Genomic DNA, 24,024 nt, shown 5'->3' with positions numbered 1-24,024 from the left:
GAGGTGAGAATGCCGAATCGACTTGGTCGGGGGCTGGCCTCGTGATCGGCCGCGTTCTCACCGGGACGTCCAAGCTGGACGAATCCGGTTTGACCCTGCTCGTCTACGTGGTGGCGACGACGTTGCTGTACGCGGCCGCCGGAAGTGCCTACTACGGCACGGCAGGGGTGTGGGGCCAGGTGGCGTTCCTGTGCGCCATCGCGCTCGGTGTCGCCGCGACGGTGATGATGCTGCGTACCCGGGCGCCCAGCCCCAAGCGCACCATCGGCACGGTGACCTTGATGAGTATCGTTGCCGCAGGTTTGTCGTTCGCATCGAGCACCACGCTGCCGGCCTACCTCATCTACGTCCAGGCATCGATGTTTCTCGCGATGCACATCGGTGCGTTCTGGTCCGAACGCATTGCGGGGATATGGGCGGGTCTGCTGGCTTTGTCTGCGATCACCGGAGCGGCGATCGGCACCTATCAGTCCTCGTTCATTTCGTGCGTGTTGATCGCACTCGGGGTGGTGGGATCAACGGAGGTGTTCGGTGCGTTCGCGCGGCGGCTGCGGTACTCCGCTACCCACGATGCTCTGACGGGCTTGCTGAACAGGTTCGGTTTCGAAGCCAAGGTCGAGAAGATGCTTCCAGCATGCGCCGCGCGGGGCCTGTCGGTCAGCCTCGCCGTTCTCGACCTCGACAACTTCAAGCAGATCAACGACGAATACGGCCACATCGCCGGTGACGTCCTTCTTGCGCGGGTGTCGAAGGCGTGGAAGGCGGAGCTGAGTCGTCGTGACGTACTCGGCCGGCTCGGCGGTGACGAGTTCGTGCTGTTCATGCCGGGGGTGCTCGAAGCCGAAGCGTGGCAGATCATCGATCGTCTTCGCCGGGCCCATCGAGCCGAGTGGAGCGTGGGCATCGTCTGCATGCCGTCCTCTCGTCGCTGGACGGAGATCTACCGTGCTGCCGACGCGGACCTGTACCGCGCCAAGCGAAGCCGACCGGCCGAGCAGAAACCCCCTCGAACACAGCCGTCGGCTCCCGACGAATCGGAGTGGAGAATAGCGCGGTGACGGATTCGCTGCACGATTCATCCACAGGCTGTGGATAGATTCTGCGCCGCTGACGCCCTGTGGTGTTGACTTCGAGGTGTATCGACCGAACAGGTTGATTTCGGCGGAGCCCCGGGGGTCGAATGGTGTTGTCGTGGAATGATATTGCGCAGTGGAGCCCGTCCGAGGTGGGACGGCTCGCGCAACGGGTGACCGAGGCTGCCCGCGCTTTCGATGCCGGTGCGGGCGTACTGACCGCAGCGGTTGCCGACTTGGACTGGCAGGGCCCCGCGGCCGACGCGGCGCGCCATGCGATCAGCGTGCTTCATCGAGGTCAACTCGATCGGGCGCGAGAGCTCGGCGCGATCGGCAGGTGCATCGCCGGACTCGCGGACTCGATGTACCCGTTGCTGTCGGTGGTTCGTGACTGCAACGACACAGCTGCCCGGCACGATCTGACCATTCATCCCAATGGTGCTGTTGCCGCGCAGTTTCCGGTGTACGCAGTGGCCGTGGCCGAAGGCTGGGAAACCGAACGAGATCGCCTGCGGTTGCGCCGCGAGCTGGGCGCGCGCGTATCGGAAGCCATGCGCCGGGCGCTCGAGATCGATGACGCCACCACAGCCGCACTGAACCGCATCGACGGCGGCGATGGCGGCGGCGGCGACAGCGGGGTCGCCGCCGAGCGCACCAGCGCCCGGCCCGCGCGAGCGGTGGTTCCGTCCGGCGGGACAGCGGCGGCGAACTCGGCGTTCTGGAAGTCACTGACCCCGGCCGAGCGAACATCGCTGATGGTTCTCGATCCTGGATCGATCGGCAATCTCGACGGCATTCCGGCGCAGGTACGCGATGCCGCGAACCGCCGCATGCTCACCCTCGAGCGGACACGGCTCGAGGCCGTCGCGCAGGATCTGGGACGGCAACTCGAAAGAAACCGTTTCGGCGGCCTCTTCGACAACGCCGATGCGGGTCTGTCGCAGACTCGGAAGCGATTGGCGGCGCTGGACTCCATCGCATCCACCCTCGACCAGGGCGGTCGGCAATTGCTGGTGTTGGACAATTCCAGCTCCGAGGACACGCTCGCCGCAATCGCTGTCGGAAACGTACACACTGCGACCCATGTGGCGGTGTTCGTGCCGGGGCTCGGCTCCGATGTCCGCGACGACCTGCACCGATACGACGGTGACATAGCAGCATTGCAGCGTACGGCCGCGGATCTACTGCCCGATGGCGACAGCGTCGCCTGCGTTACGTGGATGAACTACCAGGCCCCGCACCTGGGCTGGAGTCTGTTGGACCCGAGTCGCACGATCATCTCACCGCTGGCGGCCTCCAGGGGAGCACCCCGCCTGACCGCCTTCCTCGACGGACTCGATGCCGCCCGGGGACCGGATCCGCACCTGACGCTGCTGGGGCACTCGTACGGCTCGCTCGTCGCGTCCCTGTCGCTGCGAGGTGCCGACACCGCAGGCGTCGACGAGTTCGTCGCCGCCGGGTCGCCCGGTCTGGGATTCGACGACAGCGCCGGATTGTCTGTCCCACCGGGACACCTGTTCGTTGCTGAAGCGCGCGGCGACCTCGTGGCAGACCTCGGCGCGTTCGGGGCCGATCCCGGCGGCCTTGGCGGGATCGAAACGCTATCGACCGAGGCGGATGCAGCGCAGGGCACCAGCGAGAACGTCGGACACAGCGACTATCTGACGCCCGGAACCACCGCACAGCGAGAGACGGCCCTCGTCGTTGCCGGCCAGAGCCAGGAGGTGACGGGGTGAGCCGAAACCAGGGTCTACTGCTGAGCGGAGTGTGCCGAGGATCCGTTCACGGGCGAGGTGATGTGCGCGTAGTCGTCGAGGCTCGGCGGCACATCCGCTGGGGGATCGATCGTGCTCCGACGCTTGGAGAGAACGACAGCCACCGCGGCGGCCGCGCCGAGCAGAGCGCCCAATAGGAGCAGCTTTCGGCTGCTGGTCTTCTCCACGGGGCTCGAGGGGGGTGGCGTCGTGCGACGAGCTTTGCGGCGTTGCTTCTCGCGGCGCGCCAGGCCGACCCCGTGCTGCGCGGCACGGAACCCGACCACAGCCGGGCCGGCAGAGTAGAGCCTGGCTGCCTTGATCGCGTTTCCCCCGGTGCTCACGGCGACGTCACGGAGATGCCCGGACTTCGATGCGGTCGTCATCACTCCACTGTTCCACATCCGGCGGAAGTATCGACGCAAGGAATGTCTCTGTCGAGGCGGCCGACATGCCGGTCGACGACCCGGCAATGGCACGATAGGGGTGTGACTTCACCAAACAAGACATCCACGGCCACGCTGCACACCAACCGCGGCGACATCGTCATCGAACTGTTCGGCAATCATGCGCCGAAGACGGTCGAGAACTTCACCGGTCTCGCCGACGGATCCAAGGAATACACCACTGCGAACGCCTCCGGTGGCACCTCGGGACCGTTCTACGACGGCGCGGTCTTCCACCGCGTCATCGACGGCTTCATGATCCAGGGCGGAGACCCTACGGGCACCGGCGCAGGCGGCCCGGGCTACAAGTTCGGGGACGAGTTCCATCCCGAGCTGTCCTTCGACCGCCCGTACCTGCTCGCCATGGCGAATGCGGGCCCGGGCACCAACGGTTCGCAGTTCTTCATCACCACGGGCAAGACCCCGCACCTCAATCGCAAGCACACCATCTTCGGTGAGGTGAAGGACGAGGCCTCGAAGAAGGTCGTCGACGCGATCTCCGGCACCCCCGTCGGACGCGGCGATCGACCCGTCGACGAGGTCGTCATCAACAGCGTCACGCTTTCCTGACGTTTCGACAACTTTCCCCAGAAGAGGATTGACACGATGACGAACCCCGGCTGGGGTGGCGCGCACGGCGATCAGCCCACCCCACCCCAGTCGCGGTGCGCATCGCACCCCGATCGGCTCACCAGCCTGTCCTGCACACGGTGTGGTCGGCCTGCGTGCCCCGAATGCCTGCGGCCCGCCGCGGTGGGTCAACACTGCACCTCGTGCGTGCGCGCCGGCAACGCCACCGTTCGGCGTGCCAGGACGATCGCCGGCGCACCTACCGGTGGCACGTACGGCCTCGTGACCTACATCCTGATGGGGCTGAACGTCGCGGCATTCATGGTGACGGCCGCGCAGTCACGGAGCTTTCTCGACAATGCTGCCGACTCGCCGCTGTTCCGTGCGTGGGCACTGTTCCCGCCCTCGGTGGCCACTGGTGACTACGAGCGTTTGCTCGGGAGCGGCTTCCTGCACATCGGGCTGTTTCACCTACTGGTCAACATGTTCGCGCTCTACATCATCGGACGTGACGTCGAGGCGATCCTGGGCCGCGCGCGGTATGTCGCGGTTTATGCGGTATCACTGCTCGGGGGCAGTACATCGGTGATGCTGCTCGAATCGCCAATCACCGTCACCGCAGGCGCGTCCGGTGCCATCTTCGGACTGTTGGGCGCCCAGGCGGTAATCCTGGTCAAACTGAGACGCAGCGCGACGCCGGTCCTCGTCATCGTCGCGCTGAACATCGTCATCAGCATCTCGATCCCCGGGATCTCGCTCTGGGGACACACGGGCGGATTGGTCGCGGGCGCGCTCGCCACCGCAGGAATCCTGTTTCTGCCCGGCAGCATGCGGTCTCCGAGAATCGGGTGGGCCGCGGTCGCCGCGGTGGCGGCACTTGCGTTGGCGATCATCGGCGTGCGAGTGCTGGACCTGCGCGCGCAAATGGGCGTGTAGCAGGCCGCTACGGCCTCACCGGCCCGAGGTCTCAGGGCACCAACCCGTGCCGGTTGAGAACGTCGTGGACGTCCTGTGGGTTGGTACCGAGATCCCAGCGGCCGAAGATCATCAGCCGATCCTCGTCCTCGCCGGCCCGTCGCACATCGACCTCCAACATCGGCACACGCCGCCCGAGGCGGGGGTACTTCACTACTTCGAGCCGCGAGATTTCTTCGAGCCGGTAGGTCCGAACACCCGATAGACGCTTGACCGCCAGTCGCTGGGCAGGCGGCTCCCCGGGCGAGGCCGCGCCGTTGTCTATCCACAGGCGCGGTCGTTGGTAGCCGGCCAGCGCGGCAATTGTCCACAGACCGAGCGCGCCGAGCCCAACCATGAATCGTCCCGCGGTATCAGTATTGGTTACCGCAGCGGCCACGAGCAGGGCAATTCCGGCGCCGACCAGCGCAATCACGGCGGGCATCGGCGTCGCCCAAGTGAGTTTATCCACAGGCTGGGGAAAGTCTTCAGAGTTATCCACAGGCTTTATCCACATTGGGGATGAATGACACGCGTGTAAGTCTTCCGGTCATCTCCACCGCATGGTCATGATCAGACCGACGACCATGAAACCGAAACCGACGAGGAAGTTCCACGCACCCAGGTTGTTCATCCACGAGATGTTCTCGGCAGCGAGGTAGTAGACGAGCAACCACAAGAGCCCAACCAGCATGAACCCGAGCATGACGGAGACGTATAGCTGACTGGACGGTCCTGCCGCTGCGGAACCAGGGGTGCGGGTCCCGGGTGCGACCACGAAATCCTTCTTCTTCCGGACTTTCGACTTCGGCATCTGTTCTCCATTCGTTGTATCGGCGCGCCACCTGCAATTTTTGGGCGCCACCTGGGAGGCCACGCCACGAACTTCGCGTGAGCGGGTAGCGTTCGCGGTTGAAGTACACGCTAGCTCAGCATTGCCGCACGGAAGAGCACCGGACGAGAAGATGGACTCGCATAACGCGCCCACAACAGATCGTGTGTGGCAGATCCTGGTGCTGGTGGTGTGCCTCGTCGTCGGAGTCATGTTGGCCACTACCCGCCAGTTCTCGCACGGTGACGAAATCCGCCGCACGGACACCACCAGGTTGTCGAGTCTCGTCAGATCAGCACAGGACAGCGCGGACGAAGCGAAAGCCATCCGCGACGACATGGCAGGCCGTGTGACCGAACGCCAGCAGGCGGCCGGATCCATCGACGCGGAAGTCCAGGATCTCCTCGACAGGGTCGACGAATTGGCGGGGCCCGCTGGGATGACCGCGGCGTCGGGCCCCGGAATCGTGGTGACGATGACCGATGCACCGCGCGGTGAGGATGGTCGCTACGCCTCGGACGCCGCGCCGGACGACCTCGTCGTGCATCAACAGGACGTGCAGAGCGTGCTCAACGCGGTGTGGAGGGGCGGGGCCACTGCCGTCGCCATGCAGGATCAGCGCATCGTCGAGCGGGTGGCGCCGCTGTGTATCGGCAATACGCTTCTCCTCGGTGGCCGCACCTACAGCCCGCCCTACGTCGTGACGGCCCTCGGTGATCCGGATCGGCTGGCCGCGGCACTCGCTGACGAACCGGGCGTGCGCGTGTTCCAGCAATACGCTCAGCGATACGGTCTCGGCTACCGAACCAGCATCTCCGAGAACCTCGACGTGCCTGCCTACGAGGGCAGCGTCCGCATGCGGTACGCCCAGCCTGGATGACGGTTCGACCGATGCGCTGCCCTATCCTGGGCCTCATGCGCATCCTGGTCGTCGACAACTACGACAGCTTCGTCTTCAACCTCGTCCAGTACCTGGGCCAGCTGGGCGTCGAGGCGACGGTGTGGCGCAACGACGACGCCAACCTCGCCGACCGCGATGCCGTCGCCGAAGAGTTCGACGGCATTCTGCTCAGCCCCGGGCCCGGAACTCCGCAGCGGGCAGGTGCCACGATGGAGCTGGTCACGGCAGCCGCGAAGTCGCGCACCCCTTTGCTGGGGGTTTGCCTGGGGCATCAGGCAATCGGCGCGGCCTTCGGGGCGACCGTCGATCGCGCACCCGAACTCTTGCACGGCAAGACGAGCGAAGTTCACCACACCGGCACGGGTGTGTTGGCAGGACTGGCCGATCCGTTCACAGCCACGCGCTACCACTCGTTGACCGTCGTGGACGGCACCATTCCGGACGAGCTCGAGGTGATCGGACGGACCGATTCGGGCCTGGTGATGGCGATGCGCCACCGCGAACTGCCCATTCACGGCGTCCAGTTCCACCCCGAGTCGATCCTGACCCAGGGTGGGCACCGGATGCTCGCCAACTGGTTGGCCGTGTGCGGGGTGGAATCCGAGGATGCTCTCATCGACGAACTCGAGGCGCAGGTAGCTAGCGCGGCGGGATCCCCAGCACCCCGAGGTCGACACTCACGCTCTGTGACTTCGTGATTTCCGAACCGGCAGGCTCGGCCTGATTGACCACCCGGCCCACAGAGGTGGGATCGAGAGTGTTCTGTGTGCCGGTGGTCAGTGACGATGACGAACCCGTCCACCCGGCAGCCTGGAGCGTGGCCAATGCCTGCGCCTCGGTCTGCCCGGTCAGATCCGGCATAGAAATTTTGTCGCCGTTGGACACTCGCAAGGTGACGACGTCGCCTTCGGTGACGCTCGATCCGCCGGCCGGGACGGTGGACACGACCTCGCCGCGGGGTTGGCTCGAATCGATGTTCTCGACCTCCACTCGGAAGCCTGCCCCCTCGATGTTGGGCTGAGCGACCTCGACCTGCTGGCCGACGACATCGGGGACCCGGACCTGCGCTGGTCCGGTTCCGAGAGTGATCCTGACCGTCGATCCGACGGAGAGCCCGACCCCGGAGGAAGGGTTCTGGTCGACGACTCGGTCGAGCTCCTCCGGTAGCGAGGGCGCCCGAGCGATGTTCGTATCGAGCTCGAGCTCGAGGGCGGACAGGGCGCGTTCGGCTTCCTGTTCCGTCAGACCGCGCAACTGCGGTACCTGGGCCTGTTCGGGACCGGTGGAGACCTCGAGGCTCACCGTGCTCTCGGTTTCGACCTCGGTGCCGGCGCCTGGAGTCGTCGAGATGACGTTTCCGGACGGGACGGTCGCGTCGGACCGTTCTTGAACGGAGACGCGTAGATCGGCCTGCTCGAGCCGTGCTTCTGCGTCCGCGGCCGACATGTTGGTCACGTCCGGAACAGCGACGCGAGCTGGGGTGGAACCGGGTCCGAGAGACCACAGGAACGCCCCGACAATGCCGAGGACGACAAGCCCGAGGAAGGTGAGCACCGCGATCTTCAGACCACGACGACTGGGCGGTTCGTCATCATCGGCATGCCGACCGCCGGGGGCTACGGGCTGTGGGTCCGATCCGTCCGGGGACCGCGCCGCCCGTGCATCCATGGATCCGAGGATGGTGGTGCGATCCTCGTCGTTCATGACGGTCGGGGCGCCAGGACGCTGGCCGCCGAGCACCCGAACGAGGTCAGTGCGCATCTCCGCTGCCGACTGATAGCGATTGGCCGGATTCTTGGCCATGGCCTTGAGGATGATCGAGTCGAGTTCGCGGGGAACCGACGCATTGACTCGCGAGGGTAGTTCTGGGTCCTCGCGCACGTGTTGATAGGCGACGGCGACCGGGCTGTCGCCCTTGAACGGCGGCTCACCCGTCAGAATCTCGAACAGGACGCAACCGAGGGAGTAGACATCGGACCGGGCGTCGACCTGCTCGCCTCGGGCCTGCTCGGGCGAGAGATACTGCGCAGTTCCGATCACGGCAGCCGTCTGCGTCATAGGACTGGAGCTGTCCGACAGCGCACGGGCGATACCGAAGTCCATCACCTTGACGGCCCCGGCGTTGTTGATCATCACGTTCGCAGGCTTCACGTCGCGGTGGACGATGCCGTTGCGATGACTGAAATCGAGGGCCGCGCACACATCCGCGATCACTTCCATCGCACGGCGAGGAGCCATCGGGCCTTCGGCTCGGACGATGTCGCGCAGTGTGCTGCCCTCGACGTACTCCATGACGATGAACGGCAGTGGTCCGGCTTCGGTCTCGGCCTCACCGGTGTCGTACACAGCGACGATGGCGGGGTGATTCAACGCGGCCGCGTTCTGAGCTTCCCGACGAAACCGTAGGTAGAAGGTTGGGTCACGGGCCAGATCCGCCCTCAGAACCTTGATCGCCACGTCGCGATCGAGCCGGTTGTCGCGGGCCAGGTGGACCTCGGACATGCCGCCGAATCCGAGGATCTCGCCCAGCTCGTAGCGGGAGGAGAGCTTACGGGGAGTCGTCATTGCTGTCCTTGTCGATCAATGTCCGAAAGATCGTCGTCCGAAAGATCGTCGTCCGGAAGGGTGCTGGCGGGGCGGTCGGGGTTCGAGGATTCGTTGTCGGTGGAATCACGGTCTGCGAATGGGTTTCGAGCGGCTTGCGGATCCTCGTCGTCGCCTCCACCGAATCCCGGAATGGTAGGCAGCGTGAATGACGGGGCCGTGGGAGGAGCGCTCGTGGTCGTCGTTTCTTCGGTGGTGGTCGTTTCCTCGGTGGTGGTCGTCGTTTCTTCGGTGGTGGTGGTGGCTTCTTCGGTGGTGGTGCGCTCGGCCGTGGTGGGATCCACGGTCGTTGTCGTCACCACTGGCGGTGTCGTGGTGACGGGATTGAACGGCGCAGGTTCCTGTTCCTCGCCGTTCAACAGCATGAATCCACCGATGAGCAGTGCCAGTAGGAGCAAGCCCGCACCACCCCAGGCGAGGGCCTTCTGCGCTGAGGACATGCCGGTGGGCTGCACCGATGAGGGCGCCGCTCCAGTCTGGGGGCCGGTGTACTCGTTGTGCGCCGCCGGCATCATCTGGGTGCTCGATGGAGCCGAGCCCGGCACCACACCGGGCATCATGACGCGTCCGGTACCCGAACCGCGCCCGTTCCCGGGGGCGGGTGGCCTGCGCCCGGCCCGCACCGCTGCGACAGCGTCGGCGAACTCGCCGCCGTTCGCGTACCGGGCGACCGGATCCTTGGCCATCGTGATCTCGATCAGCTCGCGCACATTCGCAGGTAGATCGGCAGGTAGCGGCGCAGGCGTCTCACGTACGTGCTTCATTGCCACGGTCAACGCGCCGTCGCCGAGGAAGGGGCGGGTGCCGGACAGGGCCTCGTAGCCGACGACTCCCAGCGAGTAGACATCGCTGGCGGACGTCGCTTCCGATCCCAATGCCTGTTCGGGGGCGATGTACTGCGCGGTACCCATCACCATTCCGGTTTTGGTCACCGGAGAGGCGTCGACGGCCTTCGCGATACCGAAATCGGTGATCTTCACCTGACCGGCTGGGGTGATGAGGATGTTGCCGGGCTTGACGTCACGGTGGACGACGCCTGCGCTGTGCGCAACCTGCAGCGACCTGCCGGTCTGCTCGAGCATGTCGAGGGCATGACCCAGCGGGAGCCGTCCGACACGGCCGAGCACCGCGTTGAGCGGCTCGCCGTTGACCAGTTCCATCACCAGGTATGCCAACGACTCGCCCGCGGCGTCGCGGGTCTCGCCGTAGTCGTAGACCCCGGCGATGCCGGGGTGGTTGAGCTGCGCGGTGGTGCGGGCCTCGAATCGGAAGCGTTGGAGAAATTCCGGATCCTCGGAGAACTCGGCCTTGAGGACCTTGACGGCTACCTTGCGGTCGAGGCGGTTGTCCATCGCCTCCCACACCTGGCCCATTCCGCCTGTCGCGATGAGCCGCAGCAGTCGGTAGCGCTCAGCAACGACTGCACCATTACTCAGTGGCATCTTCTGGTCACCTCCCCTGCAATCCAGCAGCGATGACGGCGCGCCCGATCGGCGCCGCCACCGATCCACCCGTTGCCGCGAGTGCGCGGTCGCCGCCGTCCTCCACGATGACGGCGATCGCGATCTGCGGGTCCTCGGCGGGTGCAAATGCGATGTACCAGGCATGCGGCGGTGTGTTTCGCGGATCGGTCCCGTGCTCGGCCGTTCCGGTCTTCGACGCGATCTGCACGCCGGGGATCTGGCCCTGCCCACCGGTGTTGTTCTCCGAACCGATCATCAGGCTGGTAAGAGTCTTGGCCGTTTCGGGACTGATCGCCTGACCCTGCGACTGCGGCGTGGTGGTCGCAAGGTTCGACAGATCGGGTGCCTGAAGCTGGCTGACCAGATGCGGGGCCATCCGGACACCGTTGTTGGCCACTGTCGCGGCGATCACTGCGTCCTGCAGGGGCGTCAGGGCGACATCTCGCTGTCCGATGCTGCTCTGGCCGAGCGCGGCATCGTCCGGGATCGACCCGATGGTGCTGTCGGCGACCGGTAGCACCAGCGACGTCGCTTCCTCACCGATACCGAAGGCGCTCGCGGTATCGCGCAGCGCGTCGGCGCCGGTGTCGATGCCGAGTTCGACGAAGGCTGTGTTGCAGGATCGCGCGAACGCTTCCCGCAATGTTGCCGTCGCCCCGCCGCCACAGGTGCTGCCGTTGTAGTTCTCGAGCGAGGTTTCCGTGCCGGGCAGGGTGATGGTCGGGGCCGCGGTCAGCTGATCCTCCGGTGTGGCACCGTTCTCGAGAGCGGCCGCGGTGACCAGCACCTTGAACGTCGACCCGGGCGGGTACGTCGCTGCGATCGCGCGATTGAGCAGTGGCTTGGACGGGTCCGCATTCAAGCTTTCCCACGCTTCTGCGGTGCCGGCACCCTCGTGGCTCGCCAGCAGGTTGGGGTCGTAGCTCGGGGTGCTGACCATCGCGAGGACGTTGCCCGTCGACGGCTCGATAGCCACCACCGACCCGGTGTAGCCGCGCGAGGTGAGCTCCTCATAAGCGACCTGCTGCACGAGCGGATCGATGGTGGTGACGACATTGCCGCCACGGGGATCGCGACCGGAGACCAGGTCGAACAGCCGCCGTCCGAAGAGGCGGTCGTCCGAACCGTTGAGCACGTCGTCCTCGCTGCGCTCCAGGCCGGTGCTCGAGTAGAGCATCGAGTAGAAGCCGGTGACGGGCGCATTTGCAAGAGGGCTGGATGCCGCTCCGGGATTGGGCGGATACGTGCGCAGATACTTGTACCGATCCTCGGTCGGAATCGAGGCAGCGAGTACCTGCCCGCCCGCTGAGATCTGACCCCGCTGGCGGGAGTACTCGTCGAGCAGGACGCGCGAGTTGCGGGGATCCGCACGCAGATCGTCGGCCTTGATCACCTGCAGGTAGGTGGCGTTGGCGAGGAGGGCGACGACCATCACCATGACGGCGATGGAGACGCGGCGCAGGGGAGTGTTCATGCGCGCTTCACCATCTCGGTCTTCGCCTCGGCGATCGGTGCGGCCGGCGTCGGCCGCTTCTTCGGCGTCGCCGGTTCGCGGGCGGCGTCGGAGATCTTGATCAACAGGGCCAGAAGCAGATAGTTCGCGAGAAGCGAGGATCCTCCGTAGGACAGGTACGGCGTGGTGAGGCCGGTGAGCGGGATGAGCTTGGTGACGCCGCCGACGACGACGAACAACTGAATCGCGACGGTGAAGGAGAGCCCGGCGGCGAGGAGTTTGCCGAAGCTGTCACGCACCGCCAACGCCGTCCTCAGGCCGCGGATGATGAACACCAGGTACAGGATCAGCACCGCAGTGAGACCGATGAGGCCGAGTTCCTCGCCGATCGCGGCGATGATGAAGTCGGTCTTCGCGAACGGGACCTGCGATGGGCGGCCGCTACCGAGACCGGTCCCGGCCAATCCACCGGTGGCGAAGCTGAACATCGACTGCACGATCTGATAGCCGGTGTCGTTGTAGTCCTCGAACGGGCGCAGCCAGGTGTCGGTGCGGATCTTCACGTGCCCGAACACCTGGTATGCGAACAGGTATCCCACGAGGAGGAGTCCGAAGCCGATGATCAGCCAGCCGACGCGCTCGGTGGCGATGTAGATCATCACCAGGACGGTGCCGAAGATGAGCAGCGACGAACCCAGGTCCTTCTCGAACACGAGGACGCCCACCGACACGACCCACACGAGCAGAATCGGGCCCAGATCGCGGGCACGCGGGAAATCCATGCCCAGCACATGCTTGCCTGCGGAGGTGAACAGATCACGTTTGGCGACGAGCAGCGACGCGAAGAAGATCAGCAGGAGAATCTTGGCGAACTCGCCCGGTTGAATACTGAATCCGGGAAGTCGGATCCAGATCTTGGAACCGTTGACCTCGGAGTACGCCGAAGGCAGCAAGGCCGGAATGGCCAGAAAGACAAGTCCGCACAGTCCCACCGTGTAGCTGTAGCGGGCCAGCGTGCGGTAGTCGCGCAGCAGCACCAGCACGGCGATGAAGCCGGCGATCGCGAGGGTCGTCCACAGCACCTGCTGGGTCGCGTCCGGGGACGGGATCTCCTGGCCGAGGTAGGCAGCGGACTGCTGGTCTGCGAGATCGAGCCGATGGATCATGACGAGTCCGAGGCCGTTGAGCAGCGCCACGATGGGTAGCAGCAGTGGATCGGCATAGGGCGCGAACCGGCGAACGGCCAGATGCGCCACGGTCACCAGGGCCAGGTAGGCGGCGCCGTACTTCGCGAGATCCCACGTGATGGCGTGCTCCTGGCTGGCCTCGACCAGCAGCAGCGAGAGTGTGGTGATGGCAACCGCGATAGCGAGCAGCAGCAACTCCACGTTGCGGCGGTTCGACAGGACGGGAGCAGGAGCAAATCCTCCCGGTGGGCTCGGAAAGGATCCCCCGCCAGACGGATTGGAACTCATCAAGAACCGGCCCTGCAGTTCTGGCCAGGTATCTGCGGTACCGACGGCGCGGGTGTCGTGGTGGGGACCGGTTCGACAGCGGCCGGCGGAGCCTCCCCCGGTGCCGGCGCCGGTGCAGGTGCTGCGGGCGGTGCGGCGGGTTCCGGAGAAGGAGTCGTCTCCGGCGTCGGCTCGCACAGTGGCAACAGGTCACCGGACGCGAGGCGCTGCATCTGGCCACGGGCATCGTCGAGCGCTCCGGACGGAAGACCGGCACGCACCTGCTCACGGGCGGAGGGTACGAGATCCTCGATCTCGAACACGTCGCATCCGGTCGGCGCTGCCTCGGGCGCGGTCAACGTGAGCACGTCGTCCTCGTCGAGGCAGCCGATGGTGTGCACCGATTGGAGCGAGTAGCTGAGTATCGACGCTGGAACGCCACGCATGATCGCGACGCGGCTCTCGTCCGCACCCACGTAGTAGTTGTTCTGGATTGCGGTGTTGGCGACGAACGCGCCACCGACCAGGAGTGCGATGGCCGCCAATGCTCCGAGGGACCAACGCAGCTTGTGCGAGTTCTTCTCTTCCACGGGCGGCGGTGTGGTGACGCGCTTGGGCGTCGCGCGCGGTGGACGCATCGCCGCTGCCCGGCCGGCGGCAGTGTTCGGCGGTGGCGCATCCTCTTCGTCTTCGGTGCTCGCTGCACCGCCGAGGATCGGCGAACTCTGGCCGTAGTCGAGGTCGATGACATCGGCGACGACGACGGTGACGTTGTCGGGCCCGCCGCTCCGCAGCGCCAACTCGATCAGGCGATCGGCCGATGCAGCGCAGTCGCCCTCGTTCAGGGTGTTCTCGATGGTTTCGTCGCTGACGACGTCGGAGAGGCCATCGGAACACAGCAGGTAACGATCGTCCGCTCGCGCCTCGCGAACAGTCAGTGTCGGCTCGATCTCGTTGCCGGTCAACGCCCGCATGATCAGCGATCGCTGCGGGTGGGTATGGGCTTGTTCGGCGGTGATGCGTCCCTCGTCGACGAGAGATTGAACGAACGTGTCGTCTCGGGTGATCTGCGTCAGCACGCTGTCACGAAGTAGATAGGCGCGTGAATCGCCGATGTGTGCGAGCCCGATCTTCTTGCCCGCGAACAGAATCGCCGTCAGCGTGGTGCCCATGCCGTCGAGGTCGGGCTCCTCTTCCACCTGGTCGGCGATGGAGGCGTTGCCTTCGCGCGTCGCTGCTGCGAGCTTGCCGAGCAGATCGTCACCCGGCTCGTCGTCGTCGAGATGCGCCAGCGCAGCGATCATCAGCTGCGAGGCGACCTCGCCGGCGGCATGACCACCCATGCCATCGGCGAGCGCAAGCAGGCGCGCGCCGGCGTACACCGAATCCTCGTTGTTCGAACGGACCAGACCGCGGTCACTTCGGGCCGCATAGCGCAGTACCAGGGTCACGGGCGCAACTCGATCACGGTCTTGCCGACTCGCACCGGGGTGCCGAGTGGGACGCGCACGGCGGTGGTGACCTTTGCTCGATCGAGGTAGGTGCCGTTGGTCGACCCGAGGTCCTCGACGTACCAGTCACTGCCACGAGGAGAAATCCGCGCGTGCCGGGTGGAGGCATAGTCGTCGGTCAACACCAAGGTCGAGTCGTCGGCACGGCCGATGAGAACCGGTTGGGTGCCGAGAGAAATCCTGGTACCGGCGAGACCGCCGTGAGTCACCACCAGGTTCTTCGCAACCTTTTGTTTGTTGAAAGACGGAAGGACTTTCGATCCGCTCGAGTACCGGGCGGGCATCCGCATCCCGGATGCCGCGTAGATGTCACTGCGGAGAGTTCGCAGAACGGCCCAGACGAAGAACCAGAGCAACAGCAGGAAACCCGCTCGTGTCAACTGCAGAATCAGACCCTGCATGGCCGTCCACCTCCTTCGCCATCATCTTCAATCGATACAGCTCTGTCGATATTGTTCTCTCGACACAGCTCGGTCGGGTACGGCTGGTGTTCGGCACAGCGTCCACCGAACCGACACGACTTCTCACGCAGCATCCTAGAGTGAAGCTGCGTGTGCCGATCACCATACTGGTGGGGTCGAACTACACGATGCGGACCAGTATTTCCGAATGGCCGGCCCGGATGACGTCCCCGTCGGCAAGCTGCCAGTCCTGCACAGGTGCGCCGTTGACCGTGGTTCCGTTGGTCGAGCCGAGGTCGGAGAGCATCGCCACTCGACCATCCCACCTGATTTCCACATGACGCCGTGAAACACCGGTGTCGGGTAGCCGGAACTGGGCGTCCTGGCCACGTCCGATGATGTTCTGGCCCTCGCGCAACTGGAAGTAGCGTCCGCTGCCGTCCTCGAGCTGCAGCGTCGCGGACAAGCCCTGACCGGCGCCGTAGCTCGCGTCGTCGTACCCGTAGGACGACTGTTGCGGGTAGCCGGCCGTGGGGTAGCCGCCGGACTGCTGGTATCCACTCTGCGGCGGGTAGTCGTAGGCCGGCGCCTGATTGCCGGCGGGCTCGGCGTACGGCTGCTGGCCATACGCCTGTTGGTCGTAGCCCTGTTGCTCGTAGCCCTGTTGCTCGTAACCTGGCTGGCCGTATGCCGGCTGTTCGTAGCCCGGCTGGCCGTATGCCTGTTGGTCGTAGCCCGGCTCGGAGTACGCCTGCTGGCCGTAGGCCTGCTGCTCGTCGTAGCCCCGCTGCTCGTAACCCCGCTGTTCGTAACCGGGCTGTTCGTAACCGGGCTGTCCGTATGCCTGCTGGCCGTACGCCCGCTGCTCGTCGTAACCCTGTTGTTCGTAGCCCGGCTGGCCGTATGCGGGCTGCTCGTACTGCTCGTCGTGTACTGGAGCGCCCGCCGCGGGTGCGCCGTAACCGGCGGCGCCGTAGGGAGCACCGTTGCGATTGCCCTGGTCCGGCCCGTACGCGCGCGGGTCGTTGCCGTTTCGGGCGCGCGGATCGGGGCGAGAGCCGTCGGCCGGGTCACGCTGGGGGTCGTAGCCTGGGTTCTGCGTCATGTGGCCGGCTCCTGATGTCGACATGGGGTTCGCTGACGGGCGCGGAGGTCGCTGACCGGGCGCTGAGCTTGTCACGGGTACGGGGCTTTTCACCGGCGGTGATTGCACCGGTTTTGGTTTCTCGACCGGTGCTGGTGCTTTACCCGCTGCAAGCGGTGATCGTCCCACATCGGGATCGACCGAACCACTGGCCCGGAATTGGCCCGTGTGCAACGTGGGTGAGGCCTCGAATCGGACCACGACGTCGCCGTAGGTTTGCCAACCTTGGTCTCGGATGTAGTCCTGAAGGTGGCGTGAGAACGCTTTGTCGGTCAGATCGCGTTCCGCAGCAAGCTCGGCATGGTCGGAACTGTTGATCGTGATCACATAACTGTTCGGCACCAGCAGATGCCCACCGTCGAGTGGCTGCATGCGGTCGGCGGCCTCCTGTTGGAGGGCTGCTTCTACTTCCTGCGGAACCACTCCGCCGCCGAAGACCCGGGCGAAGACGTCACCGACTGCGCCCTGGAGCTTTCGCTCGAACCGCTGGACAATGCCCATGGTGGCCTCTCCTCCCGGTGTCCGTGCCACGAGCGCGTGTCGTCTCGAGGTAGTCGTCCCCAGCATGATATACGTTGCGATTGAGCCGCTGACGCCTCCGCGGGCCCAGGCCACACGATTTCTTGGCGGCCGGATGTGCATGTTAATGTTCATCGGTCACCCGGGCGGGTGGCGGAATGGCAGACGCGCTGGCTTCAGGTGCCAGTGTCCTTCGGGACGTGGGGGTTCAAGTCCCCCTCCGCCCACCACACTGACCGCAGCTGATTCATTCGCTGCGGTCAGTAGTCATTTGAAGGGTCTTTCGGCGTTGCCGTCAAGGCCGTCGAGTGGCGAAAAGCACACGCGAGCAACGTTCTTCAGGCATCGCGCTCAAGGCGGATGAGTCGCTCGGAGTCATGGAAACTACACCGATGTCATTGAATTGCCTCAGTCGGAATCACTATTCGGGCATGAGGAAGGCCTCGACGGGGTAGTTTCTTACTTTCCGGGGCGCCGACGCTGTCGCGATCGGTTTCGAAAGAGGGCGAGACGCCCGTGCAGAGCCGGCCGAAACACCAGGTCGGGAGCCTTAATAGGCTTACCTTATTTGCGGTGTGGGCTAGGTGCTGACCTATCGTTTGTGGTTGGACCGGCGTACCCATTGTCGGATCCGCCCGCACGACGTCCGCGCACTACCGAGAACCTACCCGTTCGAGGCTGGTTGAAGACCGTCGATCGGTGGTGCTGCTTCAACGGCGAACGGCACCGATCAACCGTCCGCGACGGCCGGCCACTCGCCGTGCCATCCGAACGAATTTGAAGGCTGGACTTATCCGAAGGCTAGGTATGAAGCACACTCCGGGCCCGCAAGGCCTCTACGACCCTCGAAACGAGCACGACTCCTGTGGTGTCGCATTCGTTGTGGACATGCATGGTCGTCGTAGTCGAGACATTGTCGAGAAGGCCATCACCGCGCTGGTCAACCTCGAGCACCGGGGCGCCGCCGGCTCCGAGCCGAACACCGGTGACGGCGCCGGCATTCTCATCCAGGTACCGGATGCGTTCTTCCGTGCCGTGGTCGACTTCGATCTGCCCGCTGCGGGCGCATACGCCACCGGAATTGCATTTCTCCCCCAGGGCAAAGCTGACGTTGCACGTGCCTGCGAAGGTGTGAACAAGATCGTCGAAGACGAGGGCATGACCGTCCTCGGTTGGCGTGAAGTTCCCACCGATGATGCCTCCCTCGGAGCACTCGCCCGCGATGCCATGCCGACGTTCCGTCAGCTGTTTTTCGCCGCTCCCGATCACTCCGTTACCGACATGGACCTCGAGCGTCGCGCGTTCGTGATCCGCAAGCGGATCGAACACGAGCTCGGCGAAGAAGGCGCAGGCCAGGATGGCCCGGGCCGCGAAACCGTGTACTTCCCGTCGCTGTCCTCACAGACCTTCGTCTACAAGGGCATGCTGACGACTCCGCAGCTCAAGGGGTTCTACCTCGACCTGCAGGACGAGCGTGTCGTGAGTGCGCTGGGTCTCGTGCACTCCCGGTTCTCCACCAACACCTTCCCGTCGTGGCCGCTGGCGCACCCGTTCCGGCGCGTCGCCCACAACGGTGAAATCAACACCGCTACCGGCAACGAGAACTGGATGCGTGCCCGCGAGGCGCTCATCGAGTCCGACGTCTTCGGTGGCCCCGAGGCGTTGCGGAAGATCTTCCCCGTGGTCACCCACGGAGCCAGCGATACCGCACGATTCGACGAGGTACTCGAGCTGCTGCACCTCGGTGGCCGCAGCCTCCCGCACTCCGTTCTGATGATGATCCCGGAGGCGTGGGAACGCCACGAGAGCATGGATCCGGCTCGTCGGGCCTTCTACCGCTACCACTCCGCTCTGATGGAGCCGTGGGACGGACCCGCATCGGTGTGTTTCACAGACGGCACTGTCATCGGTGCGGTTCTCGACCGCAACGGCCTGCGACCGAGCCGTCTGTGGGTCACCGACGACGGACTCGTCGTCATGGCGTCCGAGGTCGGCGTTCTCGACATCGACCCGTCCAAGGTGGTCCGCAAGGTACGCCTGCAGCCGGGCCGTATGTTCCTGGTCGACACCGCACAGGGCCGCATCGTCTCCGACGACGAGATCAAGGACGAACTCGCCGCCGAGCACCCCTACCAGCAGTGGCTCGACGAGGGTCTCACCGAGATCGACGATCTGCCCGCGCGTCCACACGTACACATGTCGCACGACAGGGTGTTGATTCGGCAGCAGATCTTCGGATACACCACCGAGGAACTGGACATGCTGGTCTCGCCGATGGCGAAGACCGGCGCAGAAGCCATCGGCTCCATGGGTACCGATACTCCGATCGCCGTGCTGTCGACCCGTCCGCGAATGCTGTTCGACTACTTCTCGCAGCTGTTTGCACAGGTCACCAATCCGCCGCTCGACGCCATCCGCGAGGAGATCGTCACCAGCCTCGGTAGCACCCTCGGTCCCGAGGGCGACCTGCTCGGACCGGGGCCCGACGCGTGCAAGCAGATCGTGCTGCCCACGCCGATCCTGCACAACGATGACCTAGCCAAGCTCGTGCACATCAACGACGACGGCACCCAGGAAGACCTCCGCTCGGTCGTCGTGCGCGGGTTGTACCCGGTGGCCGAGGGTGGCGAAGGCCTCCGAAAGTCATTGGAAGCCATCAGGGCTCAGGTTTCGGCTGCAATCTCCGGCGGCGCGCGAGTCATCGTGCTCTCCGACCGCGAGTCCAGCGAGAAGCTCGCGCCGATTCCGTCGCTGCTGCTGACCTCGGCGGTGCACCACCACCTGGTGCGCGAGAAGACGCGAACGCAGGTCGGTCTGATCGTCGAAGCCGGTGATGCCCGCGAGGTCCACCACATGGCACTGCTCGTCGGATTCGGTGCGGCAGCGGTCAACCCGTACATGGCATTCGAATCCATCGAAGACATGATCGAGCGGGGCGCCCTCACCGACATCGCGTTCGACAAGGCTGTCAGCAACTACATCAAGGCCGCCGGCAAGGGTGTGCTCAAGGTGATGTCCAAGATGGGCATCTCCACGCTCGCCTCCTACACCGGCGCCCAGCTGTTCCAGGTCATCGGTCTGTCGCAGGAACTGGTCGACGAGTACTTCACCGGGCTCAACAGCCACCTCGGCGGCATCGACCTCGACCAGGTCGCGCAGGATGTTGCCACGCGCCACTCCGTCGCGTACCTGGACAACCGCCAGGAGCGCGCGCACCGCGAGCTCGAGACCGGCGGCGAGTACCAGTGGCGGCGCGAGGGTGAATACCACCTCTTCAACCCCGACACGGTGTTCAAGCTTCAGCACGCGACGCGCACGGGCCAGTACGACGTCTTCAAGGAATACACGAAGCTGGTCGACGATCAGTCCGAGCGCCTCGCCTCGCTGCGCGGCCTGTTCCGGTTCAAGACCGAAGAGCGCGAAGCTATTTCGATCGACGAGGTCGAGCCGGCATCGGAAATCGTCAAGCGGTTCTCGACGGGCGCGATGAGCTACGGTTCCATCTCCGCCGAAGCGCACGAGACACTCGCGATCGCGATGAACCGACTCGGTGGCCGGTCCAACTCCGGTGAGGGCGGCGAGAACGTCGACCGGTTCGAGCCGGACGAGAACGGTGACTGGCGTCGCAGTGCCATCAAGCAGGTTGCGTCGGGCCGCTTCGGTGTCACCTCGCACTACCTGACCAACTGCACCGACATCCAGATCAAGATGGCGCAGGGAGCCAAGCCCGGTGAGGGCGGCCAGCTTCCGGCGCACAAGGTCTACCCGTGGGTCGCCGAGGTTCGGCACTCGACGCCTGGTGTCGGATTGATTTCCCCTCCGCCTCACCACGACATCTACTCCATCGAGGATCTCGCGCAGCTGATCCACGATCTGAAGAACGCCAACCCCGAAGCCCGCATCCACGTGAAGCTGGTCTCCGAGGTCGGCGTCGGAACGGTTGCCGCGGGTGTCTCGAAGGCACACGCCGACGTGGTGCTCATCTCCGGCCACGACGGCGGGACGGGCGCAACGCCTCTCACCTCCGTCAAGCACGCAGGTGGGCCATGGGAGCTCGGCCTGGCCGAGACGCAGCAGACGTTGCTGCTCAACGGGCTTCGCGACCGGATCGTTGTTCAGGTCGACGGTCAGCTCAAGACCGGCCGTGACGTCATGGTTGCCGCGCTGCTCGGCGGTGAGGAGTTCGGTTTCGCGACCGCCCCCCTCGTCGTCTCGGGCTGCATCATGATGCGCGTCTGCCACCTCGACACCTGCCCCGTGGGTGTCGCGACGCAGAACCCGGTACTGCGCAAGCGGTTCGCCGGCAAGCCGGAGTTCGTGGAGAACTTCTTCATGTACATCGCCGAAGAGGTTCGCGAACTGCTCGCCGAGCTTGGCTTCCGCACTCTGAACGAGGCAGTCGGCCAGGTCGGCCTGCTCGACACCACCGCCGCGAAGCAAGCGTGGAAGGCATCGAAGCTGGATCTGTCGCCGATCCTCGACGAGGTCGAATCGGCCTTCATGAACCAGAACCTCTACAACACAGGCGTTCAGGATCACGGGCTGGACAAGGCGCTCGATCAGCAGCTCATCGTGCAGAGTCGCAACGCGCTGGACAAGGGCGAGAAGGTCGCCTTCGAAACCAAGATCACCAACGTCAACCGCACCGTCGGCACCATGCTCGGACACGAGCTGACCAAGGCGTACGGCGGAGTCGGGTTGCCCGACAACACCATCGACATCACGTTCACCGGTTCGGCGGGCAACAGCTTCGGCGCCTTCGTACCGTCGGGCATGACGCTGCGTCTGCACGGCGACGCGAACGACTTCGTCGGCAAGGGCCTCTCCGGTGGCCGCATCGTCATGCGCCCGTCGTTGAATGCGCCGAAGGGTTTCACCGCCGAGGACAACATCATCGGCGGAAACGTCTTCCTGTTCGGTGCGACGCAGGGCGAGGCTCTCATCCGCGGCGTAGTCGGTGAGCGGTTCGCCGTGCGCAACTCGGGTGCGGTGGCCGTCGTCGAAGGTGTCGGCGACCACGGTTGCGAATACATGACCGGCGGCAAGGTCGTCATCATCGGCGAGACCGGACGCAACTTCGGTGCCGGCATGTCCGGTGGCGTCGCGTTCATCTTCGATCCGAACAAGACGTTCGAAGCCAACCTCAACACCGAACTGGTAGACATCGAAGGTATCGAGGGCGACGAGTTCACGTGGCTCAAGGAGATTGTCACCCGTCACCACGACGAAACGGGATCCGAAGTCGCCGAGCGCATCCTCGCGGACTGGTCACAGCAGGTGAACCACTTCGTGAAGGTCATGCCGCGCGACTACAAGAAGGTACTGCTGGCCATCTCCGAAGCCGAGAAGAACGGCGCGGACGTGGACGAAGCGATCATGGAGGCAGCTCGTGGGTGACCCACAAGGATTTCTGAAGAACACCGTGCGCGAGTTGCCCAAGCGGCGACCCGTCGACCTGCGCCTGATGGACTGGAAAGAGGTCTACGAGGACTTCTCGAAGGACACCCTCAAGACGCAGGCCAGCCGATGCATGGATTGTGGAATCCCGTTCTGCCACAACGGCTGCCCGCTGGGAAACCTCATCCCGGAGTGGAACGACCTGGTCTACAAGGACAGGTGGCGTGAAAGCATCGACCGCCTGCACGCGACCAACAACTTCCCGGAGTTCACCGGGCGGCTGTGCCCGGCGCCGTGCGAGTCCTCGTGCGTGCTTGGCATCAACCAGGATCCGGTGACCATCAAGCAGGTGGAAGTCGAGATCATCGACAACGCGTTCGAGGAAGGCTGGGTCACACCCGTCTACCCGACGCACCTGACCGGCAAGACCGTCGCGGTCGTCGGCTCCGGGCCCGCGGGACTCGCTGCGGCGCAGCAGCTCACGCGTGCCGGGCACACCGTCACCGTCTTCGAACGCGCCGATCGCATCGGCGGCTTGCTCCGCTACGGCATCCCCGAGTTCAAGATGGAGAAGCGGCACATCGATCGCCGTCTGGCGCAGATGGAAGCTGAGGGCACGGTCTTCCGCACCGGAGTCAACGTCGGTGTCGACATTTCTGCCGAGGATCTTCGGGCACAGTTCGATGCCGTCGTGCTCTCCGGCGGAGCCACCATGTGGCGCGATCTCCCCATCGAGGGTCGCGAACTCGAAGGCATCTACCAGGCCATGGAGTTCCTGCCCCCGGCCAACCGCGTGCAGCAAGGTGACTACGCCGAGCCGCCCGTCAGTGCCAAGGGCAAAAAGGTCGTCATCATCGGCGGCGGCGACACCGGCGCGGACTGCCTCGGTACCTCGCACCGCCAGGGCGCGGCAAGTGTGCACCAGTTCGAAATCATGGCGCGGCCGCCGGAGGAGCGCGCGACCTCGACGCCGTGGCCGCTCTACCCACTGATGTACCGCGTCGCGTCCGCGCACGAGGAAGGCGGGGAGCGGGTCTTCTCCGTCAACACCGAGCGATTCGTCGGCCAGGACGGCAAGGTCACTGCACTCCAAGCACACGAGGTCGAGTTCAAGGGTGGCAAGTTCGAGAAGATCGAGGGCAGCGAGTTCACCCTCGAAGCGGATCTCGTGCTGCTGGCCATGGGCTTCGTCGGCCCCGAGAAGCCGGGTCTGCTGACCGATCTCGGTGTCGACCTCAACGAGCGCGGCAACGTCAAGCGCACCGACGAGTGGGTCACCAACGTGCCCGGCGTGTTCGTCGCCGGCGACATGGGACGCGGACAGTCGCTCATCGTGTGGGCCATCGCGGAGGGTCGCGCCTGCGCGGCCGCCGTCGACACGTTCCTCGAGGGCGAAACTGCGCTGCCTGCACCTATCGTCCCCACCCAGGCGCCGCAGCGGTAGTACTTCGGCTAGCTTCTTTCGGCTAGCTTCTTTCGGCATGAATGGGCCATTGCAACGGTTAGACGGTTGCAATGGCCCATTCATGCGTTCAGGGAGCGTGATAT

Annotated in this window: 18 protein-coding genes and 1 tRNA gene; 9 read left to right on the top strand and 10 right to left on the bottom strand. The window is 65.1% G+C overall.

Translation table 11 applies throughout. From position 1 onward, the window contains the following. The first annotated feature begins 41 nt into the window (after nucleotides 1–41). Both KVY23_RS06920 and KVY23_RS06915 read left to right on the top strand, forming a co-directional pair. Nucleotides 42–1,058: a GGDEF domain-containing protein gene (locus tag KVY23_RS06920; protein WP_230555837.1), complete on the top strand. Its 1,017-nt coding sequence runs from the start codon at nucleotides 42–44 to the stop codon at nucleotides 1,056–1,058. Between the two features lie 125 nt (nucleotides 1,059–1,183). Next, nucleotides 1,184–2,809 carry an alpha/beta hydrolase gene (locus tag KVY23_RS06915; RefSeq protein WP_230555836.1) on the top strand — a complete coding sequence of 542 codons (1,626 nt, stop codon included), beginning with the start codon at nucleotides 1,184–1,186 and terminating at the stop codon, nucleotides 2,807–2,809. Between the two features lie 14 nt (nucleotides 2,810–2,823). On the opposite strand, the gene KVY23_RS06910 is transcribed toward KVY23_RS06915, so the two are convergent. Beyond that, nucleotides 2,824–3,213: a hypothetical protein gene (locus tag KVY23_RS06910; protein WP_075837778.1), complete on the bottom strand. Its 390-nt coding sequence runs from the start codon at nucleotides 3,211–3,213 to the stop codon at nucleotides 2,824–2,826. A 102-nt stretch (nucleotides 3,214–3,315) separates the two neighbouring features. On the opposite strand from KVY23_RS06910, the gene KVY23_RS06905 reads away from it, so the two are divergent. Together KVY23_RS06905 and KVY23_RS06900 are read left to right on the top strand one after the other, a co-directional pair. Further along, entirely contained in the window at nucleotides 3,316–3,843 is a 528-nt protein-coding gene (locus tag KVY23_RS06905; protein ID WP_075837736.1) for a peptidylprolyl isomerase, read from the top strand. A gap of 36 nt (nucleotides 3,844–3,879) precedes the next feature. After that, a complete protein-coding gene (locus KVY23_RS06900; RefSeq protein WP_230555835.1) occupies nucleotides 3,880–4,779 on the top strand; it encodes a rhomboid family intramembrane serine protease in 900 nt (299 codons plus the stop codon). Between the two features lie 31 nt (nucleotides 4,780–4,810). Here KVY23_RS06900 and KVY23_RS06895 read toward each other — a convergent pair whose 3' ends face one another. Continuing rightward, nucleotides 4,811–5,242 (bottom strand): PH domain-containing protein, encoded by a 432-nt coding sequence (locus tag KVY23_RS06895; protein ID WP_230555834.1) that lies wholly within the window; start codon nucleotides 5,240–5,242, stop codon nucleotides 4,811–4,813. Nucleotides 5,243–5,347: 105 nt separating this feature from the next. Continuing rightward, the gene (gene crgA / locus KVY23_RS06890) at nucleotides 5,348–5,611 is read right to left on the bottom strand and encodes a cell division protein CrgA (RefSeq protein ID WP_075837733.1); all 264 of its coding nucleotides are present in this window, start codon (nucleotides 5,609–5,611) and stop codon (nucleotides 5,348–5,350) included. 151 nt (nucleotides 5,612–5,762) lie between these two features. On the opposite strand from crgA, the gene KVY23_RS06885 reads away from it, so the two are divergent. Together KVY23_RS06885 and KVY23_RS06880 are read left to right on the top strand one after the other, a co-directional pair. Further along, the gene (locus tag KVY23_RS06885) at nucleotides 5,763–6,509 is read left to right on the top strand and encodes a DUF881 domain-containing protein (RefSeq protein ID WP_075837777.1); all 747 of its coding nucleotides are present in this window, start codon (nucleotides 5,763–5,765) and stop codon (nucleotides 6,507–6,509) included. A 35-nt stretch (nucleotides 6,510–6,544) separates the two neighbouring features. Further along, entirely contained in the window at nucleotides 6,545–7,228 is a 684-nt protein-coding gene (locus KVY23_RS06880; protein ID WP_075837732.1) for an aminodeoxychorismate/anthranilate synthase component II, read from the top strand. On the opposite strand, the gene pknB is transcribed toward KVY23_RS06880, so the two are convergent. From pknB to KVY23_RS06845, 7 genes are all read right to left on the bottom strand, one after another. Then, nucleotides 7,170–9,095 (bottom strand): Stk1 family PASTA domain-containing Ser/Thr kinase, encoded by a 1,926-nt coding sequence (pknB, locus tag KVY23_RS06875; RefSeq protein ID WP_230555833.1) that lies wholly within the window; start codon nucleotides 9,093–9,095, stop codon nucleotides 7,170–7,172. The two genes, KVY23_RS06880 and pknB, sit on opposite strands and share 59 nt — an antisense overlap. Next, nucleotides 9,092–10,576 (bottom strand): serine/threonine-protein kinase, encoded by a 1,485-nt coding sequence (locus KVY23_RS06870; RefSeq protein WP_230555832.1) that lies wholly within the window; start codon nucleotides 10,574–10,576, stop codon nucleotides 9,092–9,094. The genes pknB and KVY23_RS06870 overlap by 4 nt, the downstream gene beginning before the upstream one ends. Nucleotides 10,577–10,583: 7 nt before the next feature. Beyond that, on the bottom strand, nucleotides 10,584–12,071 hold the full coding sequence (locus tag KVY23_RS06865; RefSeq protein ID WP_230555831.1) for a penicillin-binding protein 2: 1,488 nt from the start codon (nucleotides 12,069–12,071) through the stop codon (nucleotides 10,584–10,586). Continuing rightward, the gene (locus KVY23_RS06860; protein WP_075837731.1) at nucleotides 12,068–13,525 is read right to left on the bottom strand and encodes an FtsW/RodA/SpoVE family cell cycle protein; all 1,458 of its coding nucleotides are present in this window, start codon (nucleotides 13,523–13,525) and stop codon (nucleotides 12,068–12,070) included. Before KVY23_RS06860 ends, KVY23_RS06865 begins: the two co-directional genes overlap by 4 nt. Continuing rightward, nucleotides 13,525–14,955: a PP2C family serine/threonine-protein phosphatase gene (locus KVY23_RS06855; protein WP_230555830.1), complete on the bottom strand. Its 1,431-nt coding sequence runs from the start codon at nucleotides 14,953–14,955 to the stop codon at nucleotides 13,525–13,527. Before KVY23_RS06855 ends, KVY23_RS06860 begins: the two co-directional genes overlap by 1 nt. After that, nucleotides 14,952–15,416, bottom strand: coding sequence for an FHA domain-containing protein (locus tag KVY23_RS06850; protein WP_206508831.1), 465 nt, complete (start codon nucleotides 15,414–15,416; stop codon nucleotides 14,952–14,954). The genes KVY23_RS06855 and KVY23_RS06850 overlap by 4 nt, the downstream gene beginning before the upstream one ends. Nucleotides 15,417–15,597: 181 nt before the next feature. Further along, nucleotides 15,598–17,061 carry a DUF3662 and FHA domain-containing protein gene (locus KVY23_RS06845; RefSeq protein ID WP_230555829.1) on the bottom strand — a complete coding sequence of 488 codons (1,464 nt, stop codon included), beginning with the start codon at nucleotides 17,059–17,061 and terminating at the stop codon, nucleotides 15,598–15,600. Nucleotides 17,062–17,223: 162 nt separating this feature from the next. On the opposite strand from KVY23_RS06845, the gene KVY23_RS06840 reads away from it, so the two are divergent. The 3 genes from KVY23_RS06840 to KVY23_RS06830 all read left to right on the top strand — a co-directional run bounded on the left by KVY23_RS06840 (nucleotide 17,224) and on the right by KVY23_RS06830 (nucleotide 23,920). After that, nucleotides 17,224–17,309: transfer RNA gene (locus KVY23_RS06840), tRNA-Leu, on the top strand. Between the two features lie 577 nt (nucleotides 17,310–17,886). Continuing rightward, entirely contained in the window at nucleotides 17,887–22,476 is a 4,590-nt protein-coding gene (gene gltB, locus KVY23_RS06835) for a glutamate synthase large subunit (protein ID WP_230555828.1), read from the top strand. Further along, nucleotides 22,469–23,920: a glutamate synthase subunit beta gene (locus KVY23_RS06830; RefSeq protein WP_230555827.1), complete on the top strand. Its 1,452-nt coding sequence runs from the start codon at nucleotides 22,469–22,471 to the stop codon at nucleotides 23,918–23,920. Before gltB ends, KVY23_RS06830 begins: the two co-directional genes overlap by 8 nt. The last annotated feature ends 104 nt before the right edge of the window (nucleotides 23,921–24,024 follow it).

The sequence above is a fragment of the Rhodococcus sp. I2R genome, from assembly GCF_020889545.1.
Lineage (GTDB): Bacteria > Actinomycetota > Actinomycetes > Mycobacteriales > Mycobacteriaceae > Rhodococcoides.
This window is presented reverse-complemented; position numbering and strand designations above follow the sequence as displayed.

Coding starts and splice junctions, on each gene's coding strand:
- KVY23_RS06845 (WP_230555829.1), bottom strand. CDS start 17,061: ATGGGCATTGTCCAGCGGTTCGAGCGAAAGCTCCAGGGCGCAGTCGGT.
- KVY23_RS06870 (WP_230555832.1), bottom strand. CDS start 10,576: ATGCCACTGAGTAATGGTGCAGTCGTTGCTGAGCGCTACCGACTGCTG.
- KVY23_RS06880 (WP_075837732.1), top strand. CDS start 6,545: ATGCGCATCCTGGTCGTCGACAACTACGACAGCTTCGTCTTCAACCTC.
- crgA (WP_075837733.1), bottom strand. CDS start 5,611: ATGCCGAAGTCGAAAGTCCGGAAGAAGAAGGATTTCGTGGTCGCACCC.
- KVY23_RS06895 (WP_230555834.1), bottom strand. CDS start 5,242: ATGCCCGCCGTGATTGCGCTGGTCGGCGCCGGAATTGCCCTGCTCGTG.
- KVY23_RS06910 (WP_075837778.1), bottom strand. CDS start 3,213: ATGACGACCGCATCGAAGTCCGGGCATCTCCGTGACGTCGCCGTGAGC.
- KVY23_RS06860 (WP_075837731.1), bottom strand. CDS start 13,525: ATGAGTTCCAATCCGTCTGGCGGGGGATCCTTTCCGAGCCCACCGGGA.
- KVY23_RS06900 (WP_230555835.1), top strand. CDS start 3,880: ATGACGAACCCCGGCTGGGGTGGCGCGCACGGCGATCAGCCCACCCCA.
- gltB (WP_230555828.1), top strand. CDS start 17,887: ATGAAGCACACTCCGGGCCCGCAAGGCCTCTACGACCCTCGAAACGAG.
- KVY23_RS06865 (WP_230555831.1), bottom strand. CDS start 12,071: ATGAACACTCCCCTGCGCCGCGTCTCCATCGCCGTCATGGTGATGGTC.
- KVY23_RS06850 (WP_206508831.1), bottom strand. CDS start 15,416: ATGCAGGGTCTGATTCTGCAGTTGACACGAGCGGGTTTCCTGCTGTTG.
- KVY23_RS06885 (WP_075837777.1), top strand. CDS start 5,763: ATGGACTCGCATAACGCGCCCACAACAGATCGTGTGTGGCAGATCCTG.
- pknB (WP_230555833.1), bottom strand. CDS start 9,095: ATGACGACTCCCCGTAAGCTCTCCTCCCGCTACGAGCTGGGCGAGATC.